The organism is Methylobacterium sp. D53M (genome assembly GCF_053345625.1).
The window spans coordinates 32,008-56,894 of sequence record NZ_JBKFAL010000016.1; the positions used below are offsets into that span (position 1 = coordinate 32,008).

At 73.3% G+C, this 24,887-nt stretch carries 20 protein-coding genes; 7 read left to right on the forward strand and 13 right to left on the reverse strand.

From position 1 onward, the window contains the following. Positions 1-276: 276 nt before the first annotated feature. From ACLBYG_RS20425 to folE, 4 genes are all read right to left on the reverse strand, one after another. Entirely contained in the window at positions 277-1,848 is a 1,572-nt protein-coding gene (locus ACLBYG_RS20425; protein WP_091675754.1) for an alkaline phosphatase D family protein, read from the reverse strand. Positions 1,849-1,938: 90 nt separating this feature from the next. After that, entirely contained in the window at positions 1,939-2,925 is a 987-nt protein-coding gene (locus ACLBYG_RS20430; RefSeq protein ID WP_447682619.1) for a patatin-like phospholipase family protein, read from the reverse strand. After that, entirely contained in the window at positions 2,922-3,344 is a 423-nt protein-coding gene (gene hisI / locus ACLBYG_RS20435; RefSeq protein WP_020091162.1) for a phosphoribosyl-AMP cyclohydrolase, read from the reverse strand. The genes ACLBYG_RS20430 and hisI overlap by 4 nt, the downstream gene beginning before the upstream one ends. Before the next feature lie 20 nt (positions 3,345-3,364). Continuing rightward, a complete protein-coding gene (folE, locus tag ACLBYG_RS20440) occupies positions 3,365-4,183 on the reverse strand; it encodes a GTP cyclohydrolase I FolE (RefSeq protein WP_020091161.1) in 819 nt (272 codons plus the stop codon). Positions 4,184-4,423: 240 nt separating this feature from the next. Between folE and ACLBYG_RS20445 the strand changes: the two genes are divergently transcribed. Together ACLBYG_RS20445 and yidD are read left to right on the forward strand one after the other, a co-directional pair. Then, positions 4,424-4,867 carry an iron-sulfur cluster assembly scaffold protein gene (locus tag ACLBYG_RS20445; RefSeq protein ID WP_020091160.1) on the forward strand — a complete coding sequence of 148 codons (444 nt, stop codon included), beginning with the start codon at positions 4,424-4,426 and terminating at the stop codon, positions 4,865-4,867. 4 nt (positions 4,868-4,871) lie between these two features. Further along, positions 4,872-5,204 carry a membrane protein insertion efficiency factor YidD gene (gene yidD / locus ACLBYG_RS20450; protein ID WP_447682620.1) on the forward strand — a complete coding sequence of 111 codons (333 nt, stop codon included), beginning with the start codon at positions 4,872-4,874 and terminating at the stop codon, positions 5,202-5,204. Positions 5,205-5,300: 96 nt separating this feature from the next. Here the strand turns inward: yidD and pdxA are convergent, their stop codons facing one another. Together pdxA and ACLBYG_RS20460 are read right to left on the reverse strand one after the other, a co-directional pair. Beyond that, positions 5,301-6,329 carry a 4-hydroxythreonine-4-phosphate dehydrogenase PdxA gene (gene pdxA, locus ACLBYG_RS20455; RefSeq protein WP_447682621.1) on the reverse strand — a complete coding sequence of 343 codons (1,029 nt, stop codon included), beginning with the start codon at positions 6,327-6,329 and terminating at the stop codon, positions 5,301-5,303. Continuing rightward, a complete protein-coding gene (locus ACLBYG_RS20460) occupies positions 6,326-7,429 on the reverse strand; it encodes a four-carbon acid sugar kinase family protein (protein ID WP_447682622.1) in 1,104 nt (367 codons plus the stop codon). The genes pdxA and ACLBYG_RS20460 overlap by 4 nt, the downstream gene beginning before the upstream one ends. 381 nt (positions 7,430-7,810) lie before the next feature. Here ACLBYG_RS20460 and ACLBYG_RS20465 point away from each other — a divergent pair, with 381 nt between their 5' ends. From ACLBYG_RS20465 to ACLBYG_RS20475, 3 genes are all read left to right on the forward strand, one after another. After that, entirely contained in the window at positions 7,811-8,815 is a 1,005-nt protein-coding gene (locus ACLBYG_RS20465; RefSeq protein ID WP_447682623.1) for a 2-keto-3-deoxygluconate permease, read from the forward strand. Positions 8,816-8,937: 122 nt separating this feature from the next. Continuing rightward, on the forward strand, positions 8,938-9,108 hold the full coding sequence (locus tag ACLBYG_RS20470) for a DUF3606 domain-containing protein (protein WP_234081777.1): 171 nt from the start codon (positions 8,938-8,940) through the stop codon (positions 9,106-9,108). A gap of 52 nt (positions 9,109-9,160) precedes the next feature. After that, a complete protein-coding gene (locus ACLBYG_RS20475; RefSeq protein WP_447682624.1) occupies positions 9,161-9,460 on the forward strand; it encodes a DUF2934 domain-containing protein in 300 nt (99 codons plus the stop codon). 61 nt (positions 9,461-9,521) lie between these two features. Here ACLBYG_RS20475 and ACLBYG_RS20480 read toward each other — a convergent pair whose 3' ends face one another. From ACLBYG_RS20480 to ACLBYG_RS20510, 7 genes are all read right to left on the reverse strand, one after another. Beyond that, positions 9,522-10,766 carry a methyl-accepting chemotaxis protein gene (locus tag ACLBYG_RS20480; RefSeq protein WP_447682625.1) on the reverse strand — a complete coding sequence of 415 codons (1,245 nt, stop codon included), beginning with the start codon at positions 10,764-10,766 and terminating at the stop codon, positions 9,522-9,524. A 170-nt stretch (positions 10,767-10,936) separates the two neighbouring features. Beyond that, the gene (locus ACLBYG_RS20485; protein ID WP_447682626.1) at positions 10,937-14,077 is read right to left on the reverse strand and encodes an Rne/Rng family ribonuclease; all 3,141 of its coding nucleotides are present in this window, start codon (positions 14,075-14,077) and stop codon (positions 10,937-10,939) included. A 590-nt stretch (positions 14,078-14,667) separates the two neighbouring features. After that, complete coding sequence (glcF, locus tag ACLBYG_RS20490) at positions 14,668-16,008, reverse strand: glycolate oxidase subunit GlcF (RefSeq protein ID WP_447682627.1); 1,341 nt, start codon at positions 16,006-16,008, stop codon at positions 14,668-14,670. A 58-nt stretch (positions 16,009-16,066) separates the two neighbouring features. Then, positions 16,067-17,254 carry an FAD-binding protein gene (locus ACLBYG_RS20495; protein WP_447682628.1) on the reverse strand — a complete coding sequence of 396 codons (1,188 nt, stop codon included), beginning with the start codon at positions 17,252-17,254 and terminating at the stop codon, positions 16,067-16,069. 129 nt (positions 17,255-17,383) lie between these two features. Further along, a complete protein-coding gene (locus tag ACLBYG_RS20500) occupies positions 17,384-18,826 on the reverse strand; it encodes a lipopolysaccharide biosynthesis protein (protein WP_447682629.1) in 1,443 nt (480 codons plus the stop codon). Between the two features lie 126 nt (positions 18,827-18,952). Beyond that, complete coding sequence (locus ACLBYG_RS20505; RefSeq protein WP_447682630.1) at positions 18,953-21,052, reverse strand: methyl-accepting chemotaxis protein; 2,100 nt, start codon at positions 21,050-21,052, stop codon at positions 18,953-18,955. A 414-nt stretch (positions 21,053-21,466) separates the two neighbouring features. Continuing rightward, on the reverse strand, positions 21,467-21,973 hold the full coding sequence (locus ACLBYG_RS20510) for a GNAT family N-acetyltransferase (protein ID WP_447682631.1): 507 nt from the start codon (positions 21,971-21,973) through the stop codon (positions 21,467-21,469). Between the two features lie 762 nt (positions 21,974-22,735). On the opposite strand from ACLBYG_RS20510, the gene ACLBYG_RS20515 reads away from it, so the two are divergent. Beyond that, entirely contained in the window at positions 22,736-23,902 is a 1,167-nt protein-coding gene (locus ACLBYG_RS20515) for a type III PLP-dependent enzyme (RefSeq protein ID WP_091928082.1), read from the forward strand. Positions 23,903-24,155: 253 nt separating this feature from the next. Next, the gene (locus tag ACLBYG_RS20520) at positions 24,156-24,707 is read left to right on the forward strand and encodes a GNAT family N-acetyltransferase (RefSeq protein ID WP_091928083.1); all 552 of its coding nucleotides are present in this window, start codon (positions 24,156-24,158) and stop codon (positions 24,705-24,707) included. The last annotated feature ends 180 nt before the right edge of the window (positions 24,708-24,887 follow it).

Consider the following 24,887-nt stretch of genomic DNA (forward strand, 5'->3'; position numbering starts at 1 on the left):
AAGATGGTTTCAGGATCGGGCGCCGGTCCCCTCTCCCGCACGGGAGAGGGACAGGGTGAGGGATGGGAACTTACAGAATGACGCGCCCCCTGTCGGCGCATCGATCGCGTGCCCTATCCGGGGAGTTCTCGTCCCTCACCCCAACCCTCTCCCGCACGGGAGAGGGGGCCCGTCGCGCTCCTTCATCAGCGTCGGTCTCCACGCGAGACCTGTGAACATCATCGCCTCTTCAGGGTCGGGGGAGCCCGGATCCTGTCGTTCCTTTCTGCGCCCGCCTCACGCCTTCACGGGATCGAGCGTGACGTGCCAGAGGTCGGTGTCGGCCGCGTCCTTGAGGGTCACCGTCATCTGCTCGGTGGCGCCGTCCACCGCCACGTGGCCGAAGAACTGGTAGCCGGCGGCCGGCGACAGGTTCACCTGGCCCTTGTCGGGCGCCTTCACGTAGCGCAGCTGCGGCCCGAAAGTGTTGTCCAGCGCGTTCGGCCCGAAGGTGCCGGCGTGCAGCGGCCCGGAGACGAACTCCCAGAACGGCTCGAAATCCTGGAACTGCGCCTTGTCGGGGTCGTAGTAGTGAGCGGCCGTGTAATGCACGTCGGCCGTGAGCCAGACCGTGTTGCGGATCCCCGCGCTTTTGATGAAGCGCAGCAGGTCGGCGATCTCCAGCTCGCGCCCCAGCGGCGGTCCGTCGCCCTGCGCCACCGCCTCCGAGCCGAAATTGCGGTCGGTGTCGTAGGTCACTACGAGGCCGAGCGGCATGTCGGCGGCGATCACCTTCCAGGTAGCGCGGGACTCGAGCAGCGCCCGCTTCAGCCACGCGATCTGCTGCGGCCCGAGGAAGTAGGACTCGGGCCCGTACGCCGTCTGCCGGTTCTCGCCGTTCGGGCCCCGGTAGGAGCGCATGTCGAGCATGAACACGTCGACCAGCGGGCCGTAGCCGATCTTGCGGTAGACCCGGCCGGGCTCCGACGGCTCGAAGCGCATCGGCATGTACTCGTGGAAGGCCTTGGCCGCCCGCAGCTGCAGCGCCAGCACGTTCGGGTCGGCGTACTTCTTCTTCAGGTGCTCGGCCCGGGTCAGCGGCTCCCCCGGCCACCAGTTGTTGGTGACCTCGTGGTCGTCCCACTGGGCCAGGATCGGCACGGCGGCGTTCATCGCCAGCACGTTCCGGTCGGTGAGGTTGTACTTGTGCCGGCCCCGGAACTCCGCGAGCGTCTCGGCCGGCTTGGCCACCTCCTCGGTCACCCGGTTGCGCCACAGGCTGCCGTCGGGGAGCTTCACCTCGGACTGGATCGGCCCGTCGGCGTAGATCGTGTCGCCGGAATGGATGAAGAAGTCCGGCCGGTTCTTCAGGATGGCGGAATAGATCGTCATGCCGCCGCGGGCCTCGTCGATGCCCCAGCCCTGGCCCGCCGTGTCGCCCGACCAGCAGAACGACACCGAGCGCCGGTCAGCCGGCGCGGTCCGGAACCGCCCGACCTGGGCCGGCCCGACGATGGTCGGCGCGGCGACGTCCTCCAGGCGGACCCGGTAGAACACGTCCTGGCCGGCCGGCAGCCCGGTCAGAGCCACCTTCACGGTGCCGTCGGTCTCCGGCAGGGCGTCGGCGAAGACGCCGCCGCGGATGTCGGCGAAGCTCTCGGTGGTCGCCCACTCGACGATCGCCCGGGCCGGCCGGTCGGACCGGGCCCAGACCACCGCCGAGTCGGTGCCGACGTCGCCCGACTGGAGGCCGTGGGTCAGGAGCGGCCGGTCGGCGGCGCGGCTCAGGCCGGGCCGTCCGAGGCCCGTGGCCAGCCCGACGAGGCCGGCGCCTCCGGACAGCAGGATCTGACGGCGACTCGTATACATTGGAGGTCCTCCAGCATGCACGGGCGCCCATCGCAGGCGGCCACGACAGCCGGATGACGGCCCCCTCCGGACGGAGCGCGCCCGGATCCCTCAGGCCCGCGCGGCCGCGCCCTCCAGCACGGCCCGGATCCGGGGCAGGGCGGCGCGGGCGGCGCGGTGCCCGAGGGCGATGCCCTCCGCGGCCCGGTGGAAGTCGAACAGCCCGAAGGCCGCCAGATCCGGGCCGATGGCCACGTCCGGCGGGTCGCGCTCCAGCCGGGCCCGCGAGATCCGGTCCTGGGTGGTGTTGAACGCGTCGAGCACCACCCGGGCGATGCCCGGCACGGCGATCTCGGGCTCGGGTCGATCGAAGCCCGGCAGGCGCCCGCGCACGACCTGCAGGAAGCCCCGGCGCGGCGGGGCCGGGTGCGGTGCCTCGCGCACCACCGGTCCGCCGGTGTCGCCGTTGAGGTTCACGCAGATGACGAGGTCGGCCCCGAGCGCCCGGGCGAGCGCCACCGGCACCGGGTTGACCAGGGTCCCGTCCATCAGCACGCGGCCGTCATGGGCCACCGGCGGGAACAGGCCGGGGATCGCGTAGGAGGCGCGCACCGCGTCCACCGCCGGGCCCTCGGTCAGGCTGACCTCGTGGCCGGTCCCGTACTCGGTGGCGACGCAGCCGAAGCGGATCGGCAGCGTCTCGATGCGGCGCTCGCCGAGATCCGCGGCGAGGCGCTGGCGCAGGCGGTTGCCGGCGATCAGGCCTGAGCCCGGCAGGCGGGGGTCGATGAGCCCCACCACCCGACGCCGGGTCAGCGCCCGGGCGAAGGCCTCGAGCCGGTCGAGGCGCCCGGCCGCGTAGCAGGCGCCGACCACGGCGCCGATGGAGCAGCCGGCCACCACGGTCGGCGTGATGCCGCCTTCCTCCAGGGCGCGGATCACCCCGATATGCGCCCAGCCCCGTGCCGAGCCGCCCCCGAGGGCGAGCCCGACCTGCGGGCCGGGGCTCGGCGGCGCGCGGACCGGCTCGACGGTTCCGGGCGGGAAATGCGGGTCGGCGGACTCGTCTTGCCACCGCGTGGCAAGAGGGCGGTTCATCGCCCGGCGGCTTTCAGGACGACCCGGCCGTCCGCCTCCCGGACGACGCTGCGGTAGAAGCAGTCGCGCCGGCCGGTGTGGCAGCAGCCGCCGTCGCCGCCGACCTCGACGCGGATCAGCAGGGCGTCCTGGTCGCAGTCGACCCGCATCTCGACGACGCGCTGGATCTGGCCGCTGGTCGCGCCCTTGTGCCAGAGCTCCCGGCGCGAGCGCGACCAGTACCACGCCTCGCCGGTCTCGAGGGTGCGGGCCAGCGACTCGGCGTTCATGTGGGCGAGCATCAGCACCTGCCCGTCCCGCGCGTCCACCGCGATGCAGGCGACGAGGCCGTCGCGGTCGAACCGGGGCGTGAGGGCCGTGCCCTCCTCGATCTCGGCCCGGGTGCCGGGGGGAGCGAAGGCGGTGTCGCGCGCGGTCATGGTCGAGGCGTCGCCCGGGGCTACTTGGCGCCGCCGCGCACCAGGGTCAGGAAGCGGACCTGCTCGTTGGCGTTGTCCTTGAAGACGCCGCGGAACTGGCTGGTGATGGTCGAGACGCCGGCCTTCTGGACGCCGCGCATCGCCATGCAGAGATGCTCGGCCTCGACCATCACGGCGACGCCGCGGGGCTTGAGGATGCTCTCGATCACGTCGGCGATCTGGGCGGTCATGGTCTCCTGCGTCTGCAGGCGGCGGGCGAAGGTGTCGACCACGCGGGCGAGCTTCGACAGGCCGACCACGCCCCGGGTCGGGTAATAGGCGATGTGGGCAAGGCCCATGAACGGCACCATGTGGTGCTCGCAGTGGGAGTGGAACGGGATGTCGCGCACCAGCACGATGTCCGAGTAGCCCTCCACCTCCTCGAACACGCGCTCCAGCAGCTTCTCGGCGTCGACCGCGTAGCCGCCGAACAGCTGCTCGTAGGCCTTGGTGACCCGGGCCGGGGTGTCGAGCAGGCCCTCGCGGGTCGGGTCGTCGCCGGCCCAGCGCAGGAGGGTGCGCACGGCGGCCTCGGCTTCGGCGCGGCTCGGGCGGCCGGTCTCGATCCCGTCCGGGACGCGGGTCGCGGAGGCCGGCTCGGGCGCCACCTCGACGGGACGGCCCTCATCCACCGGCCGATTGTCATTGCGCATGCCGTTCAGCCCTTGCCCGTCGCCCCCGTTCCGGTCGAAACCCTGGCCGTCACCCTGGTAGGACAAGGATTTGAGCGCGGCATCCATGGCATCTCCGGCCCGCGCGATGCGGGATTTCATCGGGGTGCTGTCGGGCTTGGCGTACATCGTCGGATCGCGTCGGGCGTTCGAGGGAAGATCCCGGGCTCGAAAAGGTTTCAAGCCGGCGCCCCGGGATGGACGAAAGGCCGTGGGAACCACCGTGGCCGTTGGCGCGACCCTGGTCGACGGCCCGCCTCCTCGCGAAGCGGCCGTATGGCGCCTATATCATCGTTCGCGGGGTAACGCGCAATGCGCGATGCACGCGGCAGAGTCCCGATGGAAAGTGTGCCTCCGGCCGAGGACCCGATGCTCGACGACATCTACAACCGCCGTATCCTGGAACTCGCCGCCGACATCCCCCGGCTCGGCCGGCTCGAGAACCCGGACGCGAGCGCCACGGCCCATTCGCGCCTGTGCGGCTCGACCGTGACGGTCGACCTCGTCCTGGGCGAGGACGGCCGGGTCGCGGATTTCGCCCAGGAGGTCCGGGCCTGCGCCTTGGGTCAGGCCTCCTCGTCGCTGATGGGCCGGCACGTGGTCGGCGCCAGCGCGGACGAGCTGCGCGGCGTCCGCGCGGCCATGCGGTCGATGCTCAAGGAGAACGGCCCGGCGCCCGGCGGCGCGTGGTCGGACCTCGCGGTGCTCGAGCCGGTGCGGGACTTCAAGGCGCGCCACGCCTCGACGCTCCTGACCTTCGACGCGGTGGTGGACGCCCTCGACCAGATCGCCGCCAAGCGGCAGGCCGCCTGACGGGATGGTCCGGCGCGCCGCCCACTGGGCGATCCGCGGCTACCAGCTCACGCTGTCGGGCCTGATCGGGCGCCAGTGCCGCCACTGGCCGAGCTGCTCCGAGTACACCGATACGGCCATCGCCCGGCACGGCCTCTGGCCCGGCGGCTGGATGGGCTTCGCCCGGATCTGCCGCTGCGGGCCGTTCGGCACCCACGGCATCGACCTCGTCCCGGAGCGCGTGCCCGCGCGGGCGGCGTGGTACCGCCCCTGGGCCTACGGTCGCTGGCGCGGCGTCGAGGCGCCGCCGTCGCCGTTCGCCTGCGAGGCCGTGGGGCAGGAGACCGAGGCGCGGTAGATTTCGTTCCTGCTTTGTTTCACGTGAAACACGTAAGGCGGTCGGGCTGGCGGATCGGAGACCGCGTTTCGGAGATCCCGTGCGCCTGCCCCGCGCTCAACCGGCCTGACGGTTCGCCGCCAGCTTCTCGGCGAACTCGATCGCCTCGATCAGGCTGCGCTCGTTGGCGACGCCGGTGCCGGCGATGTCGAAGGCGGTGCCGTGATCGACCGAGGTGCGGATGATCGGCAGCCCCAGGGTGATGTTCACCCCCGACAGGTCCATCCACTTGCCCGTGGCCGGGTCGATCTCGAAGCCCAGGAGCTTGACCGGGATGTGCCCCTGGTCGTGGTACATCGCCACCACCGCGTCGTACTGGCCCGCGCGCAGCTTCACGAACACCGTGTCGCCCGGCACCGGGCCGTGCACGTCGAGCCCGTCGGCGTTGGCCGTCTCGATCACCGGCGCGCTGACGTCGATGTCCTGGCGCCCGAACAGGCCGCCCTCGCCGGCGTGGGGGTTGAGCGCGGCGACCGCGATCTTCGGCCGGGCGAGACCCAGCCCCTTCAGCGCCTTGTCGGTGAGGTCGATGACGAGGCGCAGGCGCTCCGGGGTCAGGCGCTTGGGCACGTCCTCCAGGGCGACGTGGGTCGTGACGTGGGAGACCCGCATGTTGCCGTGGGCCAGCATCATCACTGAGCCGCGCACGCCGGTCAGCTCCGCCAGCATCTCGGTGTGGCCGGCATAGTGGTAGCCGGCCTTGTTGAGCGCCTCCTTGTTGAGGGGCGCGGTGACGATGCCGCCGATCCGGCCGGCCAGGGCGAGGCGAACGCCGGCCTCGATCGCCTTGTAGGCGAAGCGGCCGCCGTCGGCCGAGAGCCGGCCGGGCTCGATCGGCGCGCCCTCCGCGTCGGCCTGGAGGCAGCACAGCGCCGGCCAGTCGCCGTCCTCGGCGACCTCGGGAACGGGATCGGGCAGGAGGCCGAGCGCCCGTTCCGCGCGGCGCAGGGAAGGGGCGCTGCCGATGACGACGAGCTTGAGGTCGCCCGCGTCGATCCGGTCCTTCAGCCGGGCGGCGGCCTTGACGATGATCTCCGGGCCGATGCCGGCCGGATCGCCCATGGTGATGGCGAGATGTGAGGTCACGCGTCGCTCCTGCTGCGCGGAAAGCCGTTGCCGTGAAGTAGATCGCGCCAGACGTCCTCTGTTCCGAAGGCGCCGGATTTGGACACGACCGCGAGCCCGTCCCAGCGTCCGCCCCGCAGGGTCGAGCGGGGCAGGCCCGGGGTGATCTGCCCGGTGACGTCGAGGCGCGCGGCGGAGAGCGCGAGGCACAGCGCCTTCAGGGTCTCGCCGCCGGCCACCAGCAGCGTGCCGGGCCGCGGGACGCGGTCGATCACCCGCGCGAAGGTCTGGGCGATCCGCGCGGCGGCCTCCTCCCGGGCGGTGCCCTCGGGCAGCGCGAGGCTCGCCAGGACGACGCCGTCCCGGTCGAGGCGCGCGGCCACCGCGCCGGCATGGTCCGGATGGCGCGCCGACAGGACGAGGTGGTGGGCGCCGCAGGCCGCGAGCTGCGCCGCGGTCTCGGGCCGGTCCGAGCCGAACAGCCCGAGGACGGGGCCGGCGAGCCGGTCGTCGCCCGGCGCCGCCACGCCGCGCGCCAGGGCCGCCGCGAGGCCGCCGCTGCCGCACCAGAGCACCGGTCCGTCGCCGCCGAGATCCGCGACCCGGGCGAGGTCGGCGTCGCTCGCCGCGTCGTAGACGGCGACGCCCGCCACCGGCCCGTCGGACACGTCGGCCAGGTGCGCCGGCAGCCCGACCGCCCGCAGGCCCTCGGCGATGTCGCCCGAGACCGGCTCGAAGCCCGCGCCGCGCCGGGCGAGCTGCCGCCCGCCCTCCGTGCGGCGTCCCTGATACGGGAAGGCCGGCGCCACCACGCAGCGCCCCCAGGTCCCGGTGCGCAGCACGGCCGCGAGTTCGGCAGCCCAGGGGCCCCGCAGCAGGCTGTCGACCTTCTTGAAGGCGATGTCGGCCCCGTCCAGCCGAGGCGCGAGGGCGCCGACGATCCGGTCGGCCTCCGCGGCCGAGCCTTCCCGGGTGCCGGAATCGATCGCCAGGCAGCCGGGTCCATCCTCCGCCAGGAGCTCCGGCCACGCCACCGGGATCGCCCCGCACAGGCCGGTGAAGCCCGCGGCCGTGTCGAGGGTGCCGGTGAGATCGTCGGCGATGAGGCGCAGGCGGGTCATGTCGGGCGGATCATGGCGGGCGCCGGGCCGGCCGCGCCGCCCGGCCGAGCGCGGCTCACGTGCTCGTTGTCAGGTTGTCGCGCGGCATACCGACCGGCCAGCGCGGCGGTCAAGCGGGCAGCCTCGCGTCGCGGATCGACCGCCGCCCGGGCGAGGCCGCCGGGTCCAGGGGGCAGGAGAGGGACGGGGACGTCGCTGACGACATCCGGGCCGCCGCAGATCGTGCCGGGCCGCGCCCAGGCAGGGATGGGCCCGCGCAGTTGTCACCATGTGCACCGGTCCAGCCGCGCGTTGCGCGGCCTCGTCGAAAGGTTGTAGCAGGCCGCCGGGGGGAAGGCGGGTGCCAGGATCCGGAACGGGCCGGCACCGGAAGGGCGACCCATGCAGATTCCCATCAAGCGCTCCCTGGAGCGCGTGCCCGGCGGCCTGATGGTGGTGCCGCTGTTCCTCGGCGCGATCCTCCACACGCTCTTCCCGGACACCGCGACGTTCTTCGGCTCGTTCACCGGCGCGCTGTTCAACGGCGCCCTGCCGATCCTGGCGGTGTTCTTCGTCTGCATGGGCGCGGGCATCGACTTCCGCGCCGCCCCGGCGATCGCCCGCAAGGGCGGCGTCCTGCTGGCCGCCAAGGTCGGCGTCGCGGCGGTCATGGGCGTGGTGTTCGGGCAGATCCTCGGCGAGGCGCCGGTAGCCGGGGGCGCCTTCGCGGGGCTGTCGACGCTGGCGATCGTCGCCGCCATGAACGACACCAACGGCGGGCTCTACCTCGCCCTGATGGGCCAGTTCGGCCGCCCGAAGGATGCGGGCGCCTACGCGATCATGAGCCTCGAATCCGGGCCGTTCCTCACCATGGTGACGCTCGGGCTGGCGGGCCTGTCGGCCTTCCCGTGGCCGACCCTGGTGGGCAGCATCCTGCCGCTGCTGATCGGCATGATCCTCGGCAACCTCGACCGCGACATGCGCGCCTTCCTGTCGGGGGCGGCACCGGTGATGATCCCGTTCTTCGCCTTCGCCCTCGGCTTCGGGCTCGACCTCGCCAAGATCTGGCAGGCGGGCCTCCTCGGCATCGGCCTCGGCGTGGCGGTGGTGGCGATCACCGGGGCCGCCCTGTTCGTCGCCGACCGCCTCACCGGCGGCAACGGCGTGGCGGGCGTCGCCGCCGCCTCGACGGCCGGCAACGCCGCCGCCGTGCCGGCGATCATCGCCGCCGCCAATCCGGCCTACAAGGAGGCCGCCGGCCCCGCCACCGTGCTGGTGGCGGCGAGCGTGGTGGTCACGGCGCTGCTCGTGCCGCTGCTGACCGCCTTCGTGGCCGGGCGGGTCCGCCCGGACGCGGCCGAGGCCAATCCGGCGCCGGTCCCCAGCCCCGCTCCCACCGCACCCTGACGTCTCGCGCGGTCTAGCTGCGCGTCCCGCGCGACCGGCGGCAACCGAAGTCTCCGAGTCCGGTTGTCCCTCCAGAATGCGCGGCACGGCCGCGTCTCACGGCGAACCGGAGCGGGCACTGCATGTCGACCGAATCCAGGGGCAAGACGCATATCGACATCTACGACCGCGCCACCCGCGAGGAGTGGGCGCAGCGTTTCGGAGTCAGCGAGGAGAGGCTGCGCAAGGCGGTGACCATGGTCGGCAGCCGGATCACCAGCATTGCTGCCTATCTCGACAAGCCGGCCGCCTGAGACCGGCGTCATGGAAGTGCCCCCCGATTTCCGTCCGCCTCCGGATCATCCGATGGCGGGGACACCGGCGCAGGGATCCGCACTCGGGTCCGAGTCTGGGTCCGAGCCCGCGCCGGGACCCGCGTCCGGGACCGACGCGGCGGCGCCGCAGCCTTCGGCGCGGTCGTCCGACACGATCACGTTCGAGCAGATCCGCGAGCGGGCCTACGAGCTCTGGGAGCGCAACCACAGGCCCGAGGGATTCGAGATCGAGTTCTGGCTGCTGGCCGAGCGGGAATTGCGCAAGGAGCGCGATCGCCGGAAGGCCGACGCGGCGCCGGCAGCGCCGCGCTCCGATCCGCCGCCGGCCTGACGGCCTCCGGTCCTCGCCCGAGACGGCCCCGGGTCACGGCGGACCCGGGGTCGGATGACCTTCAGGCTTCGATCGCCGCCCGGGCTTCCTTCACTGCCGCCTCGAAGGCGACGAACGCCGTGGTCGCCGAGTCCCAGGTCTGGCTGCGCACGTGGCGGACCAGGGCGGCCGCCTGCTCGCGGGCCTGCGCCAGGGGCTTCTCGATGGCGGCCGGCCGCGTCGCGTCGGCGGGGACCCCATCCGGCGGCGTGTCGGTCGAGCGCATGCCGACCAGGGTCGCCGCGATGGCGCGCCGCCACGCGGCGCAGTCCGCCGACAGGCGGATCACCCGCTGATCCGCGGCGGTGCCGGTCTGCCGGTCGAGCAGGGTGCGGCCGAGATCCTCGATCCGTCCGAGCTGCGCGAGGGCGTCGCCGATCTCGCGGCGGGCCTTGTCGGTCCCTTCCGCGATGCGGCCGACGTTCTGGGCGATGTCGCCGGTGGCCTGCATCTGCTGGCCGAGGATCTCGGAGGCCTCACGCATCTGCGCCGCGACGCTCGCGACGGCGCCGCTCTCGGCCTCGACGCGGGCATTGGCCCGAACCATCGCGGACGCGCCGGCCTCGACGGCGTTGCGGCTGCGCGTCACGGCGGCCTGCATCGCCGCCATCTCCTCGCGCAGGCCGCTGACCCGCGCCCGGATCTCGTCCGTCGCCTTCGCGGTCTGCGCCGAGAGCGTCTTCACTTCGGCGGCGACCACCGCGAAGCCGCGCCCGGCCTCGCCGGCCCGCGCCGCCTCGATCGTGGCGTTGAGCGCCAGCAGGTTGGTCTGGGCCGAGATCGCCGCGATCGTGCCGGCCATCTCCTCGATCCGCAGCGCCGCGGTGGAGAAGCTGTCGAGCCGGCTGCCGATCTCCTCGGTGCCTTCCTCGATCCCGCGCATGCCGTCGGTGGCGCGGTGCAGGTCGCCCACGCAGGTGGCGATGCCGGCCCGGGCCGTCTCGGCCATCTCGGCCGCCGACGAGGAGCGGGCGGCGATCTCACCCGTGGTCGCGGCGAGCTCCTCGCTGGCGGCCGCGATGAGCCGGGCCTGCTCGGCGGTGCCGGAGGCGTCGTGGGTCATCCAGCCGATCGAGGTGCCGGCGTCGGACGCGGAGGCGGACAGGCGCGCCAGGAGAGTCAGCCATTCCCGATCGACGGCCGGCTCCGCGACGGGCGTCGGGGCCGTCTCGACTGGCGAGACCGCCGCCGTCTCGACCGGGGCGGTCGTCGTCACCGGGGTTGCTAGCGCGTCAGGAACCTGACGCTGCCGGCGCAAACTGAACATGCGGGCCTCTCCGACACTCTAATCGGGGCGCATGGTCACACAGAACCTTCAACCAATGGTGAAGGATAGACAAGTCTCTCGACAAGCGTTGCGGGGCATCGGTGCAGCGCAACACGTCTACTTCGAGAAGTTGCGCCCCCTGATAGCGCTCTATCAGGGGGCGCAATGCTTCATTCGCCGGTCAGGGCCGCCTTGGTGCGCGACCACCAGCCGGCGCGCTTCGGCCGGTCCGGATCGGACGGCGGCGTCAGCACGATCGCCACGGGCTCGGGCGCCGGCTCGGCGGGAGCGGCCTCGGGCGAGCCGGCCTCGGCCTGCGCGTCGACGGTCGCCCGATCGGCCGCCGGCGCCGCGGACTCGACCGGGGCCACCGGCAGGTCCACCGCGGTCTCGGTCTCGGTCTGGGTCTCGGCGGCCGCGGCCGGCGCCGCCTCGATCGCCTCGGCCACAGCCTGGGCGCTCACCGGCTCCGCCGCCGACAGGGCGACGACATCGCCCGCGGCTTCCGGCGCGTCGTCCGTCTCGGACGCCTCGCGGGTGCGGCCCTCGCTGCGACCGCGGCCGCCACGGCGCCCGCGGCGGCGGCGACGGCCGCCCTCGTCCTCGGACCGCGCCGCCTCGTCCGAACCCGCGACGGCCTCGTCGGCCTCGCCGGCCTCCGCGGCGACGGCCGCAGCGGGAGCCTCGGTCCCGGCCGGCTGCGCGCCGTCCCAGTCCCCGTCGCTCCGTTCCGCGTCCGAACGGGCGTCGTCGCGGCCGTCGTCCTGCTGGTCGTCCTGATCGTCGTCGCCGCGATCGTCCTCGGCGCGCCCGTCCTCGCCGCGGCCCTCCTGGCGACCGCCGCGCCGGCGGCGGCGACGGCGGCGGCGGCGGCCCTCGCCCTCCTCGCGCGACCCGTCCTCGCGGGCCTCGGCGCGGCCCTCGTCGACCTCGCCCTCGGCGTCGGTCTCGGGCTCGGCCTCGTCGGCCTCCTCGTCCTCGTCGTCGAACTCCATCGCGGGCGAGATCGCCTGGGCGCGCACGCCCGTGACCGGGCCCTCCGCCCGCTGGGCCGGCTCACCGCGGTCGAGCTGGAACGGTGTGGTCGCCGCCAGCCGCTCGTCGGCCGCGATCGTGATCGTCACGCCGAAGCGCACCTCGAGCTCGCGCAGGTGTCCGCGCTTCTGGTTGAGGATGTAGAGCGCGATCTCGGTACGGGTGCGCAGGACGAGGTTGTGGGAGGCCGACTTGAGCAGCACCTCCTCGATCGAGCGCAGGATGTGCAGCGCCACCGACGCGGTGGCGCGCACGAAGCCCGAGCCGCCGCAATGGGCGCAGGGGATCGAGGAGGATTCGAGCACGCCGGTGCGGATCCGCTGGCGGCTCATCTCCAGGAGGCCGAAGGGCGAGATCCGGCCGACCTGGATGCGGGCGCGGTCGTTCTTCAGGCACTCGTTGAGCTTCTTCTCGACGGCGCGGTTGTTCCGCTTCTCCTCCATGTCGATGAAGTCGATGACGATCAGGCCCGCGAGGTCGCGCAGCCGGAGCTGGCGGGCGACCTCCTCGGCGGCCTCCAGGTTCGTCTTGAGGGCGGTGTCCTCGATGTCGTGCTCGCGGGTGGCGCGGCCGGAGTTCACGTCGATCGAGACCAGGGCCTCGGTCGGGTTGATCACGAGGTAGCCGCCGGACTTCAGCGAGACGTGCGTGGAGAACATCGCGTCGAGCTGCTGCTCGACGCCGAAGCGGGCGAAGATCGGCGTCGAGTCGCGGTAGGGCTTCACGACCTTGGACTGGCCGGGCATCAGCATCCGCATGAAGTCCTTGGCCTCGCGGTAGGCGTCCTCGCCGGCGACCAGAACCTCGTCCAGATCCTTGTTGTAGAGGTCGCGGATGGCGCGCTTGATCAGCGAGCCCTCCTCGTAGACGAGGGCCGGCGCCATCGACGTCAGGGTCAGCTCGCGGACCGACTCCCACAGGCGCATCAGGTACTCGAAGTCGCGGGCGATCTCGGGCTTGGACCGCGAGGCGCCGGCGGTGCGCAGGATGACGCCCATCCCCTCGGGCACCTCCAGGTCCTGCACGACCTCCTTCAGGCGCTTGCGGTCGGCCGCCGAGGTGATCTTGCGGGAGATGCCGCCGCCCCGGCCGGTGTTGGGCATCAGCACCGAGTAGCGGCCGGCGAGCGACAGGTAGGTGGTGAGCGCCGCGCCCTTCGTGCCGCGCTCCTCCTTGACCACCTGCACCAGGATGATCTGGCGGCGCTTGATCACCTCCTGGATCTTGTACTGGCGGCGGTAGTGGCGCGGACGCTCGGGGATCTCAGCCAGCGCGTCGCCGTTGCCGCCGACCTGGGCGATCTTGGGCTCGGCGTCGGGATCGTCGGACTCCTCATCGGACTCCTCGTCCGAGTCGTCATCCTCGTCGGACTCGTCCTCGTCGTCCTCCGACTCGTCCTCATCCTCGTCGTCGTCGGATTCCTCGTCGTCCTCCTCGGAGGCCTCGTCCGACGCTTCGGCCGACGGGTCGGCGGCGGTCGACGCGGTCTCCTCGGCCTCGCTCGCCCCAGCCTCGCTCGCCTCCGTCACGATCGCGTGCGCGGCGGTCTCGTCCGGCGCGTCGGACACGGTCAGCGCCTCCGCCACGGCGATGCGGGCCTCCGGCTCGGAGGGGGCGTCCTCGGACGGGGCGGAGTCGGCGGCGACCGGCTCCGACGCGGCGGGGGCCGCCTGCGCCTCGACCGGCGCGGTCTCGGGCTCGGCGGCCTGCGCCGGCTCACCCTCCGGGAGGTCGCCGGCGGCGGCCTCGGAGGCGAGGGCCTCCTGCACGGCCTCGGGGTTCTCGGACAGCGTGTCGGGCTGGACGGCCGGGTCGATCCCCGACTCGTTCCGGATCTCGGCCTGATCCTCGCTCTCGGGCGCCGCGTGCGTGTCCTCGGCGCTCACGGTCTCGTCGGCGCCGCGGGCGCGGGCCTCGGCACGGCGGCCGCGGGACCGGCGCGACGACGACCGGCGGCGCCGCTCCTCGCGCTCGCGGTGCTCCTCGGCGTCGCGGGCCTCCTCTTCGAGGAGTGCCTGCCGGTCGGCCAGCGGGATCTGGTAGTAGTCGGGATGGATCTCGTTGAAGGCCAGGAAGCCGTGGCGGTTCCCGCCGTACTCGACGAACGCCGCCTGGAGCGACGGCTCCACCCGGGTGACCTTGGCGAGGTAGATGTTGCCGCGCAGCTGGCGCCGGTTGGCGGCTTCGAAGTCGAACTCCTCGACCCTAGACCCGTGGACCGTGACGACCCGGGTCTCCTCCGGGTGCATCGCGTCGATCAGCATTTTGTTGGCCATGTCGGACTCTCGGCATGGCGGCCGACGTCGTTCTCCGTGCCCGTGGTCCCGGCGGCGCCTCGCCCGACGTCAATGCTGTCGGGCGGGATGCCGGCCTCGTCGCCGAGGCGGATGGGTTCGAGGGGAAATTGCCGTCAACCGCCGTTCGGCGCCCTGGGCGCCTGGGGTTGAAACAGGCCGGGCGGACGGACGGACCGGCGTGACGCACCGTTTGCGCCTCCGGGGCACGCGCAGCCTTATGCTGGGCCGTGCGTCCGTCCATCGTGGTCCCGACCTCGCGAAACAATCTCGGCCGGCGGGGGACCGGCCGTGAATTCCTGGGTGCGGCGGAGGATCTCCGCCGCGTCGTGCGACACCTGCCCGATCGCGGGCGGCACATGCCGCCGCCAAGCGGACCGACAGGGCCCGCCGCGACACCGCGACCGCTTTCGCGAGGAATTCGGTCACGTCCGCGGGCCGTTGCGGCGACCGGCGGGACCGGAGAGGGGTCGACATCATTACAGACCGCTGCGCGGATTTGGCAAGGGTCAACGTGAATAGATGTCACGGGCCTGTCACGGTGAACGCGGCGCCACGCGACAGGCGTGTGCCTACTCCGCCGCTTCGAGCCGCGGTGTCACCCCGGCGAGCGCCGCGGGCTTCGGGCCGCCGGTCGCCCAGTCGAGCAGCTCGACCGTGTGGACGATCGGGATGCCGGTGCCCTTCCCGATCTGCGTCGCGCAGCCGATGTTGCCGGTGGCGATGACGTCCGGGCGCACGCGCTCGATGTTGGCGACCTTCCGGGCGCGCAGCTTCGCGGCCAGCTCCGGCTGCAGGATGTTGTAGGTCCCCGCCGAGCCGCAGCAGATGTGGCCCTCGGGCACGTCCTTCACGGTGAAGCCCGCGCGCTTCAGCAGCGTCTTGGGCTCCAGCCGGATGCCCTGGCCGTGCTGCATCGAGCAGGCCGAGTGGTAGGCCACCACCAGGTCGGTCTCGGCGACGGGGGCCAGGTCGAGCAGCGCGAGGTACTCGGTCACGTCCTTGGCCAGGCTCGAGACCCGCAGCGCCTTCTCGGCGTAGGCCGGGTCGTCGCGGAACATGAAGCCGTAATCCTTGATGGTCGTGCCGCAGCCCGAGGCCGTGACCAGGATCGCGTCGAGGCCCTTGGCGATCTCGGCGTCCCAGGCGTCGATCGCCTGCTTGGCGTGGGCGTGGGCCGAGTCCTCCTTGCCCATGTGGTGGGTCAGTGCCCCGCAGCAGCCCTCGTTCGCGTGGACGACCTCGATCCCGTGCCGGTTGAGCAGCCGGATCGCGGCGGCGTTGAAGTCCGGCCGCAGCACGCTCTGGGCGCAGCCGCGCAGCAGGGCGACGCGCTTGGGGGCCGTCCCGGCCGCCCCCGCGCCCGCCGGCGGGAACCGGCCGGGCCGGTTCGTCGGCTCGCGGGGCGGCGTCCCGGCCGGCGCGAGGTCGAGCATGGCCGCGAGGCGGTTGCCGACCCGCGGCAGCCGGGCCACCAGCCCCCGGAACGGCGCGCCGAGCTTGGCCGCGGTGAGCGCGAGGCGGAAGCGCCCCGGATAGGGCAGGACCTGGGCGAGCAGCGCCCGCAGGAACCGGTCGCCGGCGGGGCGCGCGTAGGTCTCCTCGATATGGGCCCGGGCGTGGTCGACGAGGTGCATGTAGTGCACCCCCGACGGGCAGGTGGTCATGCAGGACAGGCACGAGAGGCAGCGGTCGACGTGCTTGACCACCTCCTGCGAGGCCGGCTTGCCGCCCTCCAGCATGTCCTTGATCAGGTAGATCCGCCCGCGCGGGGAATCGAGCTCGTCGCCGAGCAGCAGGTAGGTCGGGCAGGTCGCCGTGCAGAAGCCGCAATGCACGCAGGTCCGCAGGATCTTCTCCGACGCCGCCATGGCGGGATCGGCGAGCTGGGCGGGGGCGAAGTTGGTCTGCACGGGTCGCGTCCTCGGCGCCACGGCTCCCCACGCTCGGGGAGGGGCGGGATCTGAAGCTTCAGAGTCCGGCGTACATCCGGCCGGGGTTGAGCACCCCGGCGGGGTCGTGCGCCGCCTTGATGCCGGCGGTGAGCCGCATCAGCGGCTCGGCCAGCGGCTCGAAGACCGGCACGGCGGCGCGCACGGCGTCGGGCGCGCGCACCAGGGTGGCGTGGCCGCCCTGCGCCCGCACCGCCCGGCGCACCGTCGCGGCGCCGGCATCGCCCGCCGCGCCGGTGGCGAGCCAGATCAGGCCGCCGCCCCAGTCGAAGAACCAGCGCGCGTCGCGCTCGGCCGCGACCGCCGCCGCCAGGGCCGGCCCGCGGGTCGGCGCGGTGGAGATCCGCCACAGGGCGGCCTCCCGCGGCTCGGCGAGCGGCGCCGCGTCGCGCACCGTCCGCCACAGGGCGGCGCCGGCCTCGCCGTCGATGATCTCGGGCTGGCCGTAGCGCTTCAGCAGGCGCCGCAGCTCGCCCGTGCGGTAGTCGATGGAGTCGGAGAAACCCTCGAGGCGCATCAGGGTCCGCGCCTCCGGGGCGCCGATCCCGGCCGGGAGGTGCGCGGCGCCCGTGAGCTCGAAGGGCGAGCCCAGCGCCTCCGACAGGGCGGTCACCGCCCGCGTGTCGTCCAGGCCGGAGAAGACCAGGGTCGCCACCCGCTCGCAGGCGGGCAGCACCTTGAAGGTGACCTCGGTGAGGAGGCCCAGCGTGCCGTGGGCGCCGGCCATCAGCTTCACGAGATCGAGGCCGGTGACGTTCTTCATCACCCGGCCGCCCGACTTGATCGCCTCGCCGCGCCCGTTGACGAAGCGCACGCCGATCAGGCTGTCCCGGGCGGCGCCGGCATTGATCCGCCGGGGGCCGGCATTGTTGATCGCCGCCACGGCCCCGAGGGTCGGCTCGCCGGCGGTGCCGTACAGGCCGCGCAGGTCCATCGGCTCGAAGGGCAGCATCTGGCCGCGGGAGGCGAGCAGCGCCTCGACCTCGGCGAGCGGCGTCCCGGCCCAGGCCGCCACCACCATCTCGGCGGGCTCGTAGAGCGTGACGCCGGTGAGCGCCTGCGCGGAGAGCGTCGCGCTGTCCTGCGCGGGCCGGCCGAGCCCCGCGGCGGTGCCGCCGCCGGCGAGGCGCAGGCCCTCGCCGCGCCCGGCGGCGGCCCGCACGATCTCCCCGGCCTCCGCCTCGGTGCCGGGCTCGTAGACGCCCATCGTTCCCGTCCCGGTCCTGTTTGTATCCATTCCAGGACGGGTGTCGCCGGATCCGGCGGCGGATTCAAGCGCAGGCGGAGTCGCGGGGTTTCAGCGGCGGGATTTCCACTGCGCTGCCCTCGCATGAGCCTACTCCGCCGCCACGGTTCGCGCCGGGCGCAGGCGCGCCAGGACCTGACGGCGCAGGCCGGCGATGTCGAGGATCCAGACCAGGGCGCCGTAGAGAACCATCCCGGACGGAACCAGCACGGCCAGGGCGGTGGCGGGCGGCAGCTGCCGGAAGGGGGCGAGGGCGAGCCCCATCGCCGCGCAGGCGAGCGCGGCGACGCCGATCTCGCCCCAGGGCAGCGCGATGCGCCCCGGGCCGGTGAGGGCGCGCCAGCCGAGCCACGTTCCGGCGGCGGCGAGGCCCGCGGTCTGCGCCACCGCGACGCCGAGCCCGCCCATCCGGTCCGGGAGGACCAGCAGGCCGGCGCCGTTCACCGCGAGGCCGACCAGGGCGGCGGCGACCACCGGCAGGGTCCGGCGGCGGATCTGGAAGACCGGGTTGAGGGCGTAGAACATCATCGCGAGGCAGAACAGGCCCGGCATCAGCACGGTGCTATAGGTCTCGAACGGCCCGCGATAGGCGTCCGGCACCACCAGCCCCTGGAGGGCCGGCAGCACCGCCCAGAAGCCGACCGCGCAGGGCGCCAGCAGGGCGAACACGGTGCCGGCATTGGCGGCGACCTGCGCCTCGGCGGCGGCGCGGCCGCTCTGCTCCTCGGCCTGCACGGCGAGCTGGAACAGCAGCAGGTCGAGGGCGGTGCCCAGCGTCATCAGCGCGCGCGAGGTGACGTCGGCCGCCAGGGCGAAGTAGCCGGCCTCGGCGAAGCCGGCCTGGCCCGCGATGGCGCCACGATTGACGAAGGTGAGGCACTGGTAGGCGGTGTTGGCGGCGATGAGCGGCAGGCCGTAGCGCGCGAAGACCCGCCAGGTCGCCGACAGGCGCGGCCGCTCGAGGGGCGTGCGCGGGTCCCGCAGGGGGTGGCGCAGCACCACCACCGCGAGGAGCTGGCTCAGTCCCGCCGCCGCCAGCACCCAGGCCGGCTGGGGCAGCCACCACGCCGCCGCCGCCATCAGGGCGAAGGACAGGACGTTCTTCACCGCGACGAGGCCGAGATAGAGCTTGCCGTCGAACCGCGCCCGGGCGAGGGCCGCGTGGTAGTCGAACACGCCGATGCCCAGGGCCGCGAGGCCGGTGCCGCACAGGACCGCCTCGCGCCCGTCGGCGCCGCCGGCGAAGCCGAAGGCCCCGCACAGGGCCGCGGCGGCCAGGAGCAGCGCGCCGATGCGCAGGTAGGCCCGGTCGAGCCCGTGGCGGATCCACGGCTCGTCGACGCGCACGCGCCCCGAGTAGAACCGCGTCGCCGACAGGCGCAGCCACTCGAACAGCACCGTGTTCAGCACGATGGCGCCGGTGGTCGCGAGGGCGAACCGGCCGAAATCCGCCGGCCCCAGCAGCTTGGCGATCAGCAGGCCGAGGACGAAGTTGAGCCCCGCATTGATGACGAAGGCGACGATCACGGCCATGGACGGCGACTCATGCGCGGCGGGATTGCCCCCGCCCGTTGCGTACGCTGTAGCGCGCGAGCCGTAAGACTCCCCTAAACGGGCGAGATCGGGGCGGAGACCCGCGCGGCTCCCTGCACCGTCCGGTCACGCGGCCCGGACGGTGTCGAGGAAGCGCGCGACCTCGGCCGCGAGCGTCTCGGACTGGCGCGACAGCGCGGACGCCGCCGCGAGCACCGCGTTGGCCGCCCGGCCGGTCTCCTCGGCGGCCCCGGCGACGCCGAGGATCGTGCGGGTCACCGCGCCGGTGCCGACGGCCGCCTCCCCGATGTTGCGGACGATCTCCCGGGTGGCCGATCCCTGCTCCTCCACCGCCGCCGCGATCGCGCTCGCCACGCCGCTGATCTCCTGGATCCGCCCCGTGATCGCGCCGATCGCCGCGACGGCCCCGCCGGTCACGCCCTGGATGCCGGCGATCTGGCCCGCGATCTCCTCGGTCGCCCGGGCGGTCTGCGCGGCCAGGGCCTTCACCTCGCCGGCGACGACCGCGAAGCCATGACCCGCCTCGCCGGCCCGGGCGGCCTCGATCGTGGCGTTCAGCGCCAGCAGGTTGGTCTGCCCGGCGATCGCCGCGATCAGCCCGATCACGTCGCCGATCCGCGCGACCGCGTCGCTCAGGTCCCGGACCATCGCGCCGGTCTGCCCCGCTTCCGCGACGGCCCCCTGGGCGAGCCGGGTCGATCCCTCGACCTGCCGGCCGATCTCCTCCACGGAGGCGCCGAGCTCCTCGGCCGCAGCCGCCACGGTGCCGATGTTGGTGGCGGCCTCCTCGGCGGCGGCCGCCACGGTGCTGGACTGGCTGGCGGTCTCGGTCGCGGTGGCCGTCATGGTCTGGGCCGTGCCCTGCAGCGCGGTGGCCGCGTCCGAGACCTGGGCGATGACGCCGCCGACCGTCCGCTCGAAGCGCTCGGCCATCGCCCGCAGGTCGGACCGGCGCCGTGCCTCCGCCGCCTGACGCGCCTCGGCGGCCTCGGATTCGAGCTGGCGGCCGCGGATGAGGTTGTCCTTGAACACCTGGACGGCCCGCGCCATGGCGCCGATCTCGTTGCGGTAGGTGCGCGCCGGGACCGTGACGGAGGCGTCCCCGTCGGCCAGCGCCCCCATCGTGGCGGTCAGCACCCGGAGCGGGCGCAGCACGCCGCCGAACAGGGTCCACAGGCCGAGGGCCACCAGCAGGATCACCGCCAGCAAGGCTGCCCCGCTGCGCGCGACCTCGCTCCGGGCCGCTTCGGCGAGCGCCTCGGCGCGCGCCACCATCGCGTCGAGCGCAGCGTCGCAGAGGGCCACGAGGGAGCGCTGGTTCTCGGTATTGCGGTCGCGCAGCTCCGCGAAGCTGTGGCGCGGAGGCGCGTGCGTGCTGAGCGCGTCGAAGACCGCCTGCGCGACGGCCCGGGTGTCGCCCTCGAAATTGTCGGCCTTCGCCCGCTCGTACGCGGCCCGCACCGTCTCCGAGACGTCGACCGCGGCCTCGGTGGTGCGGCGCCACGCGGACAGAAGCTCGGTCCGCTCCGCCGCCGCCGCGACCGTCTCGGGCAGGGACCACGCCGCGCCGGCGACCAGCGAGGCCTGTACCCGCACCGCGACGTTGCCGCTGGCGACGCGCGTCTCCCAGGCCGCCTGCTTGAGGGCGAGATAGCGCTGCAGCACCGGATCGGACCGGGGAATGGCCGCGTCGACCGCCTTCAGCGTGGCCGTCAGCGCCTCGAGCAGGTCCTGGAAGGCGGCCATCGCGGCGTCCCGCAGCGCCGGGTCACGCCGGGCCAGCGGCAGCCCGAGGGCCGCGTCGATGCGGGGGCGCAGGTCCGCCATCGCCGCCTGCGCGGTGCTCAGGCGCTCGAGCGTCGCGCCGACCGCCGGCTCTGCCAGATCGCCCAGGCTGCGCCGGGCCCGGCCGTAATGCTCGGTCAGCGCCTGTCGGCTCCCCGCGATGGTCGACAGGGTCTTCGCGTCCGCCGGCGCCTCACCCCCGAGGGCGAGGGTCGATCCGCGCTCGAGCCGCAGCGGGAGGATCGTCCGGAGGAGGCCCTGGCTCGCCTGCGTCAGGGTCAGGGCTCTCGCGGCGCCCGCCGCCCGCGCCCGCGCGTCGACGAGTGTCCGCACCGCGTTGCCCAGCGCCATGCAGGCCATGATGACGATCACCAGGCACAGCAAAGTCCGGATCGAGAAGCGTCCCAGCCAGCGCGTCATCGGTGAGATCTCATGTCCCGCGATGCTCTGTCTTAAAACGTAAGGTTTTGTCAGGCAATCGACCGAAATTATTCGACAAAAACACGGATTTATGAGTCGACTATGGGCCGAATTGTGAAGTGATATGAGATAAATACCGGAATTGGCGAGGATTATCGGGAATTGGACCGCATTCTCGCGTGACGATATCGGCGCGGTCGCCGGCCGCGCGGCGGGCTTGTGCAGGTCCGTGGCGCGGCGCGAGGGGCCAGGTATCCTGCGGGCGCACTCCCGAAGAGCCGCAGGTTCAGCGCTGTCGGCCTGCCGGTGCCCCCGCGATGACGGAGTGTGGCGCGAGGACGCGCCTGGCCGGATCTCGCTATCGCCGGGACGGTGTGCGGCCGGCCGGCGGCTGGGCGGTGGTCCGCGCGGCGCCTACAGCGTGCGCTCGTAGCGCCACGCCTCCATCCCGTCCTCGTAATAGTCCGGCCGCACGGCGAAGCGGCTGTAGCCCCGGCGCTCGTAGAGGCGGATGCCGGCGCCGTTGTCGGCGCGCACCTCCAGCCGGAGCCGGTCGCAGCCCTCGGCGCGGGCGCGGGCCTCCGCGGCGTCGAGGAGACGGCCGCCGAGGCCGAGGCCGCCGCGATTCGGCGCCACCGCGATCGAGGCCAGCCGGGCGATCCGGCTGCCGCGCCGCCGCTCCAGCACCGCGGCGCCGACGAGCACCGGAACGGGATCCCGGTCCGGCGGGTCGATCAGGGCCGCCAGCACGTCCATGGAGGGCGAGCGGATCGCGTGGCGGATCGCCCGGCGCTCGGCCCGGTCGGTGGCGAAGGCGGCGTGCTCCAGGGCGACGAGGGCGTCGAGATCGGCGAGCGTGGCGGTGCGAATCGTCGGCTCGGGGAGCCCGTCGCCGACCGGGCTGCGCAAGGGGGCGCTCATGACCGGGCGCTCACAGGGAGGCGCTCACGCCCGCGCCGTCGCGGTGAATCTGGTCGGCCCGGCCATCGCTCGCTCGCTCGCCTGAGTACTCTGCCCCGTCCGGTCAGATGCCCGCTTCCGCCCCGCTTGGGAAGCCCGCACGGCCCCGTCGACGCGGTCGGGGCGCGTCGTCGATGCGTCGTTTTTGCAACGGAGCGCGCGGGGTGTGGATTGCGGGCGGAAAAGCGGGCGTTCCGGGGCGGTTTCCCCTTGTCGCGCGGGTCCCGTCTCCGTATATGCGCCGTGCCCAATTTCGCACGTGCCTGTGGCCGCGTGTCGGTTGGTGGGCATCCGGTCAACTGCCGGACAGCCGCCAGGGGTCTTAAAGGATCGATGGTCGCAAGGGTGGATCCCTACGGCCGGCATCCAGGTGGCAACACCGGACCCCGACAACAACCGGCAGCCGGAGGCGAAACCGGCGAACCCCGCTCTCCACGGGGGACGCAGCTTAAAGCAACGACGAACGGGCTTTTTTGGTCTCGTCGGCCCTCCACAGGCCGGCACCGAAGAGGCTTGTTTCTCTTTGCCCGGCGTGCGGTGGGGGTCCTCCCTTCCAATCCACGGCAGCTTCCGGGTGCTCTGCGCCCGCTCCGACGCACGCGTCTCCAAAGCGCGTGGGTCCGCGCGACGCATCGCCCCCTGACGCCGGCGGCCCGTTCGGGCCGTCATCTTCGACAGCGCGCCCCGCGTAGGGCGCTCGCGAACCCGTGCCGGGAGACGACCATGACCGACCGCATCCGTGACTACCTGCGCGTGCGCCGCGACCTCGGTCAGGACGAGGGCCCCGTGATGGTCCTCGACCTCGACGTCGTGCGCGACAACTACACCGCCTTCGCGCGCTCCCTGCCGGACACTCGCGTGTTCTACGCCGTGAAGGCGAACCCGGCCCCCGAGGTGCTGCGCCTGCTCGCCGAGATGGGCTCCTGCTTCGACACCGCCTCGGTGGCCGAGATGGAGATGGTGCTGGCCGCCGGCGCCACCGCCGACCGGATCTCCTTCGGCAACACCATCAAGAAGGAGCGCTGCATCGGCCGCGCCCTGAAGCTCGGCATCCGCCTGTTCGCGGTCGATTGCCAGGCCGAGGTCGAGAAGATCGCCCGGGCCACCGACGCGCTGGGCGTGCCGGCGGGCGAGGTGCGGGTGTTCTGCCGCATCCTGTGCGACGGCGCGGGCGCCGACTGGCCGCTCTCCCGCAAGTTCGGCTGCGTGCCCGAGATGGCCGCGGACGTGCTGGAGCACGCCCACCGCCAGGGGCTCGAGGCCTACGGCATCTCGTTCCACGTCGGCTCGCAGCAGGGCAACACCGAGGCCTGGGACGGGGCGCTCGGCTCCGCGGCGGCGATCTTCCGCGAGTGCGCGGAGCGCGGCATCGGCCTCTCGATGGTCAATCTCGGCGGCGGCTTCCCGACCAAGTACCTCAAGGCGGTGCCGGGCGTGGAGAGCTACGGCGAGGCGATCTTCCGGGGCCTGACCAAGCATTTCGGCAACCAGATCCCCGAGACGATCATCGAGCCGGGCCGCGGCATGGTCGGCAACGCCGGCCTGATCGAGGCCGAGGTCGTGCTCGTGTCGAAGAAGTCCGCCGAGGCCGACGAGGTCCGATGGGTCTACCTCGACATCGGCAAGTTCGGGGGGCTCGCCGAGACCATGGACGAGGCGATCCGCTACCCGATCCGCACCGCGCGGGACGGGGAGGCGACCGAGCCCTGCGTCATCGCCGGCCCGACCTGCGACTCGGTGGACGTGCTCTACGAGCGGCAGCTCTACCCGCTGCCGGTCTCGCTCTCGATCGGCGACAAGGTGCTGATCGAGGGGGCGGGCGCCTACACCACGACCTACGCGGCGGTGGCCTTCAACGGCTTCCCGCCCCTTCAGCAGATCGTCATCTGATCCTTCCTAGGATCAGGACGGGTTCCGGCTGAGGGACGCAGGCTCCTCCGTCCTCGCGAGCGGAGCGGAGCGATCCAGGGACGCGCGACGCCTTCCGACGTTTCGCTGCCCTGGGTCACGTCGCTTCGCTCGTGATGACGGGGAGGGCGACCCGGCTGGACGCTGACGTCCACCACCGCGTCGACCGAGGGCGTCCGGCTCTCGGTCACAGACAATCGCTTCTCCCGCTCGCCGGCCCGGGGAGGGCACAGCCATGATCGAGATCCGCGCGGAGCATCTCCACGACGTCCCGGCGCGCGAGCGCCTGCTCGACGCGTGCTTTCCCGGCAATCGACGCGCCAAGACCTCGGAGCGCCTGCGCGAGGGCCGCCTGCCGGCCCGTGGCCTCGCCTTCGCGGCGACCCGGGCGGGACGGCTCGTCGGCACCCTGCGGCTGTGGCACGTCGAGGCCGGGCTCGCCCGCCCGGCGCTGCTGCTCGGCCCGCTCGCCGTCGATCCGGCGATCCAGGGCCAGGGGCTCGGCTCGGTGATGATGCAGGCGGCCCTCGGCCGGGCGGAATCCCTCGGACACGGCGCCGTGCTGCTGGTCGGCGACGCGCCCTACTACGCGCGCTTCGGCTTCGACCGGGCGCTCGCGGAGGGCCTGACCCTGCCGGGGCCGTTCGAGCGCGCGCGCTTCCTCGGTCTCGAGCTGCGCGCGGGCGCGCTGGCGGGCGCCGAGGGGATGGTCCGGGCGACCGGCGTGCCGGCGCCGGTGGGCGCGGTGGCCAACGAGGCGGGGGTGGCGCGACGACGCGCCGCCTGAACGGGGCTTCGGCGCTCCGCCGATCTGAGGCGACGAACCGTCTTCGCGAGCGGAGCGAAGCGAGCCAGGGTCGCGCCCCGCTCAATGACGTCGCGCTGCCCTGGGTCGCTTCGCTGCGCTCGCGATGACGGCGTGCAGAGCCGGTATGCTCCGTGGGGCAGCCGCATCGACCGCCTTGGC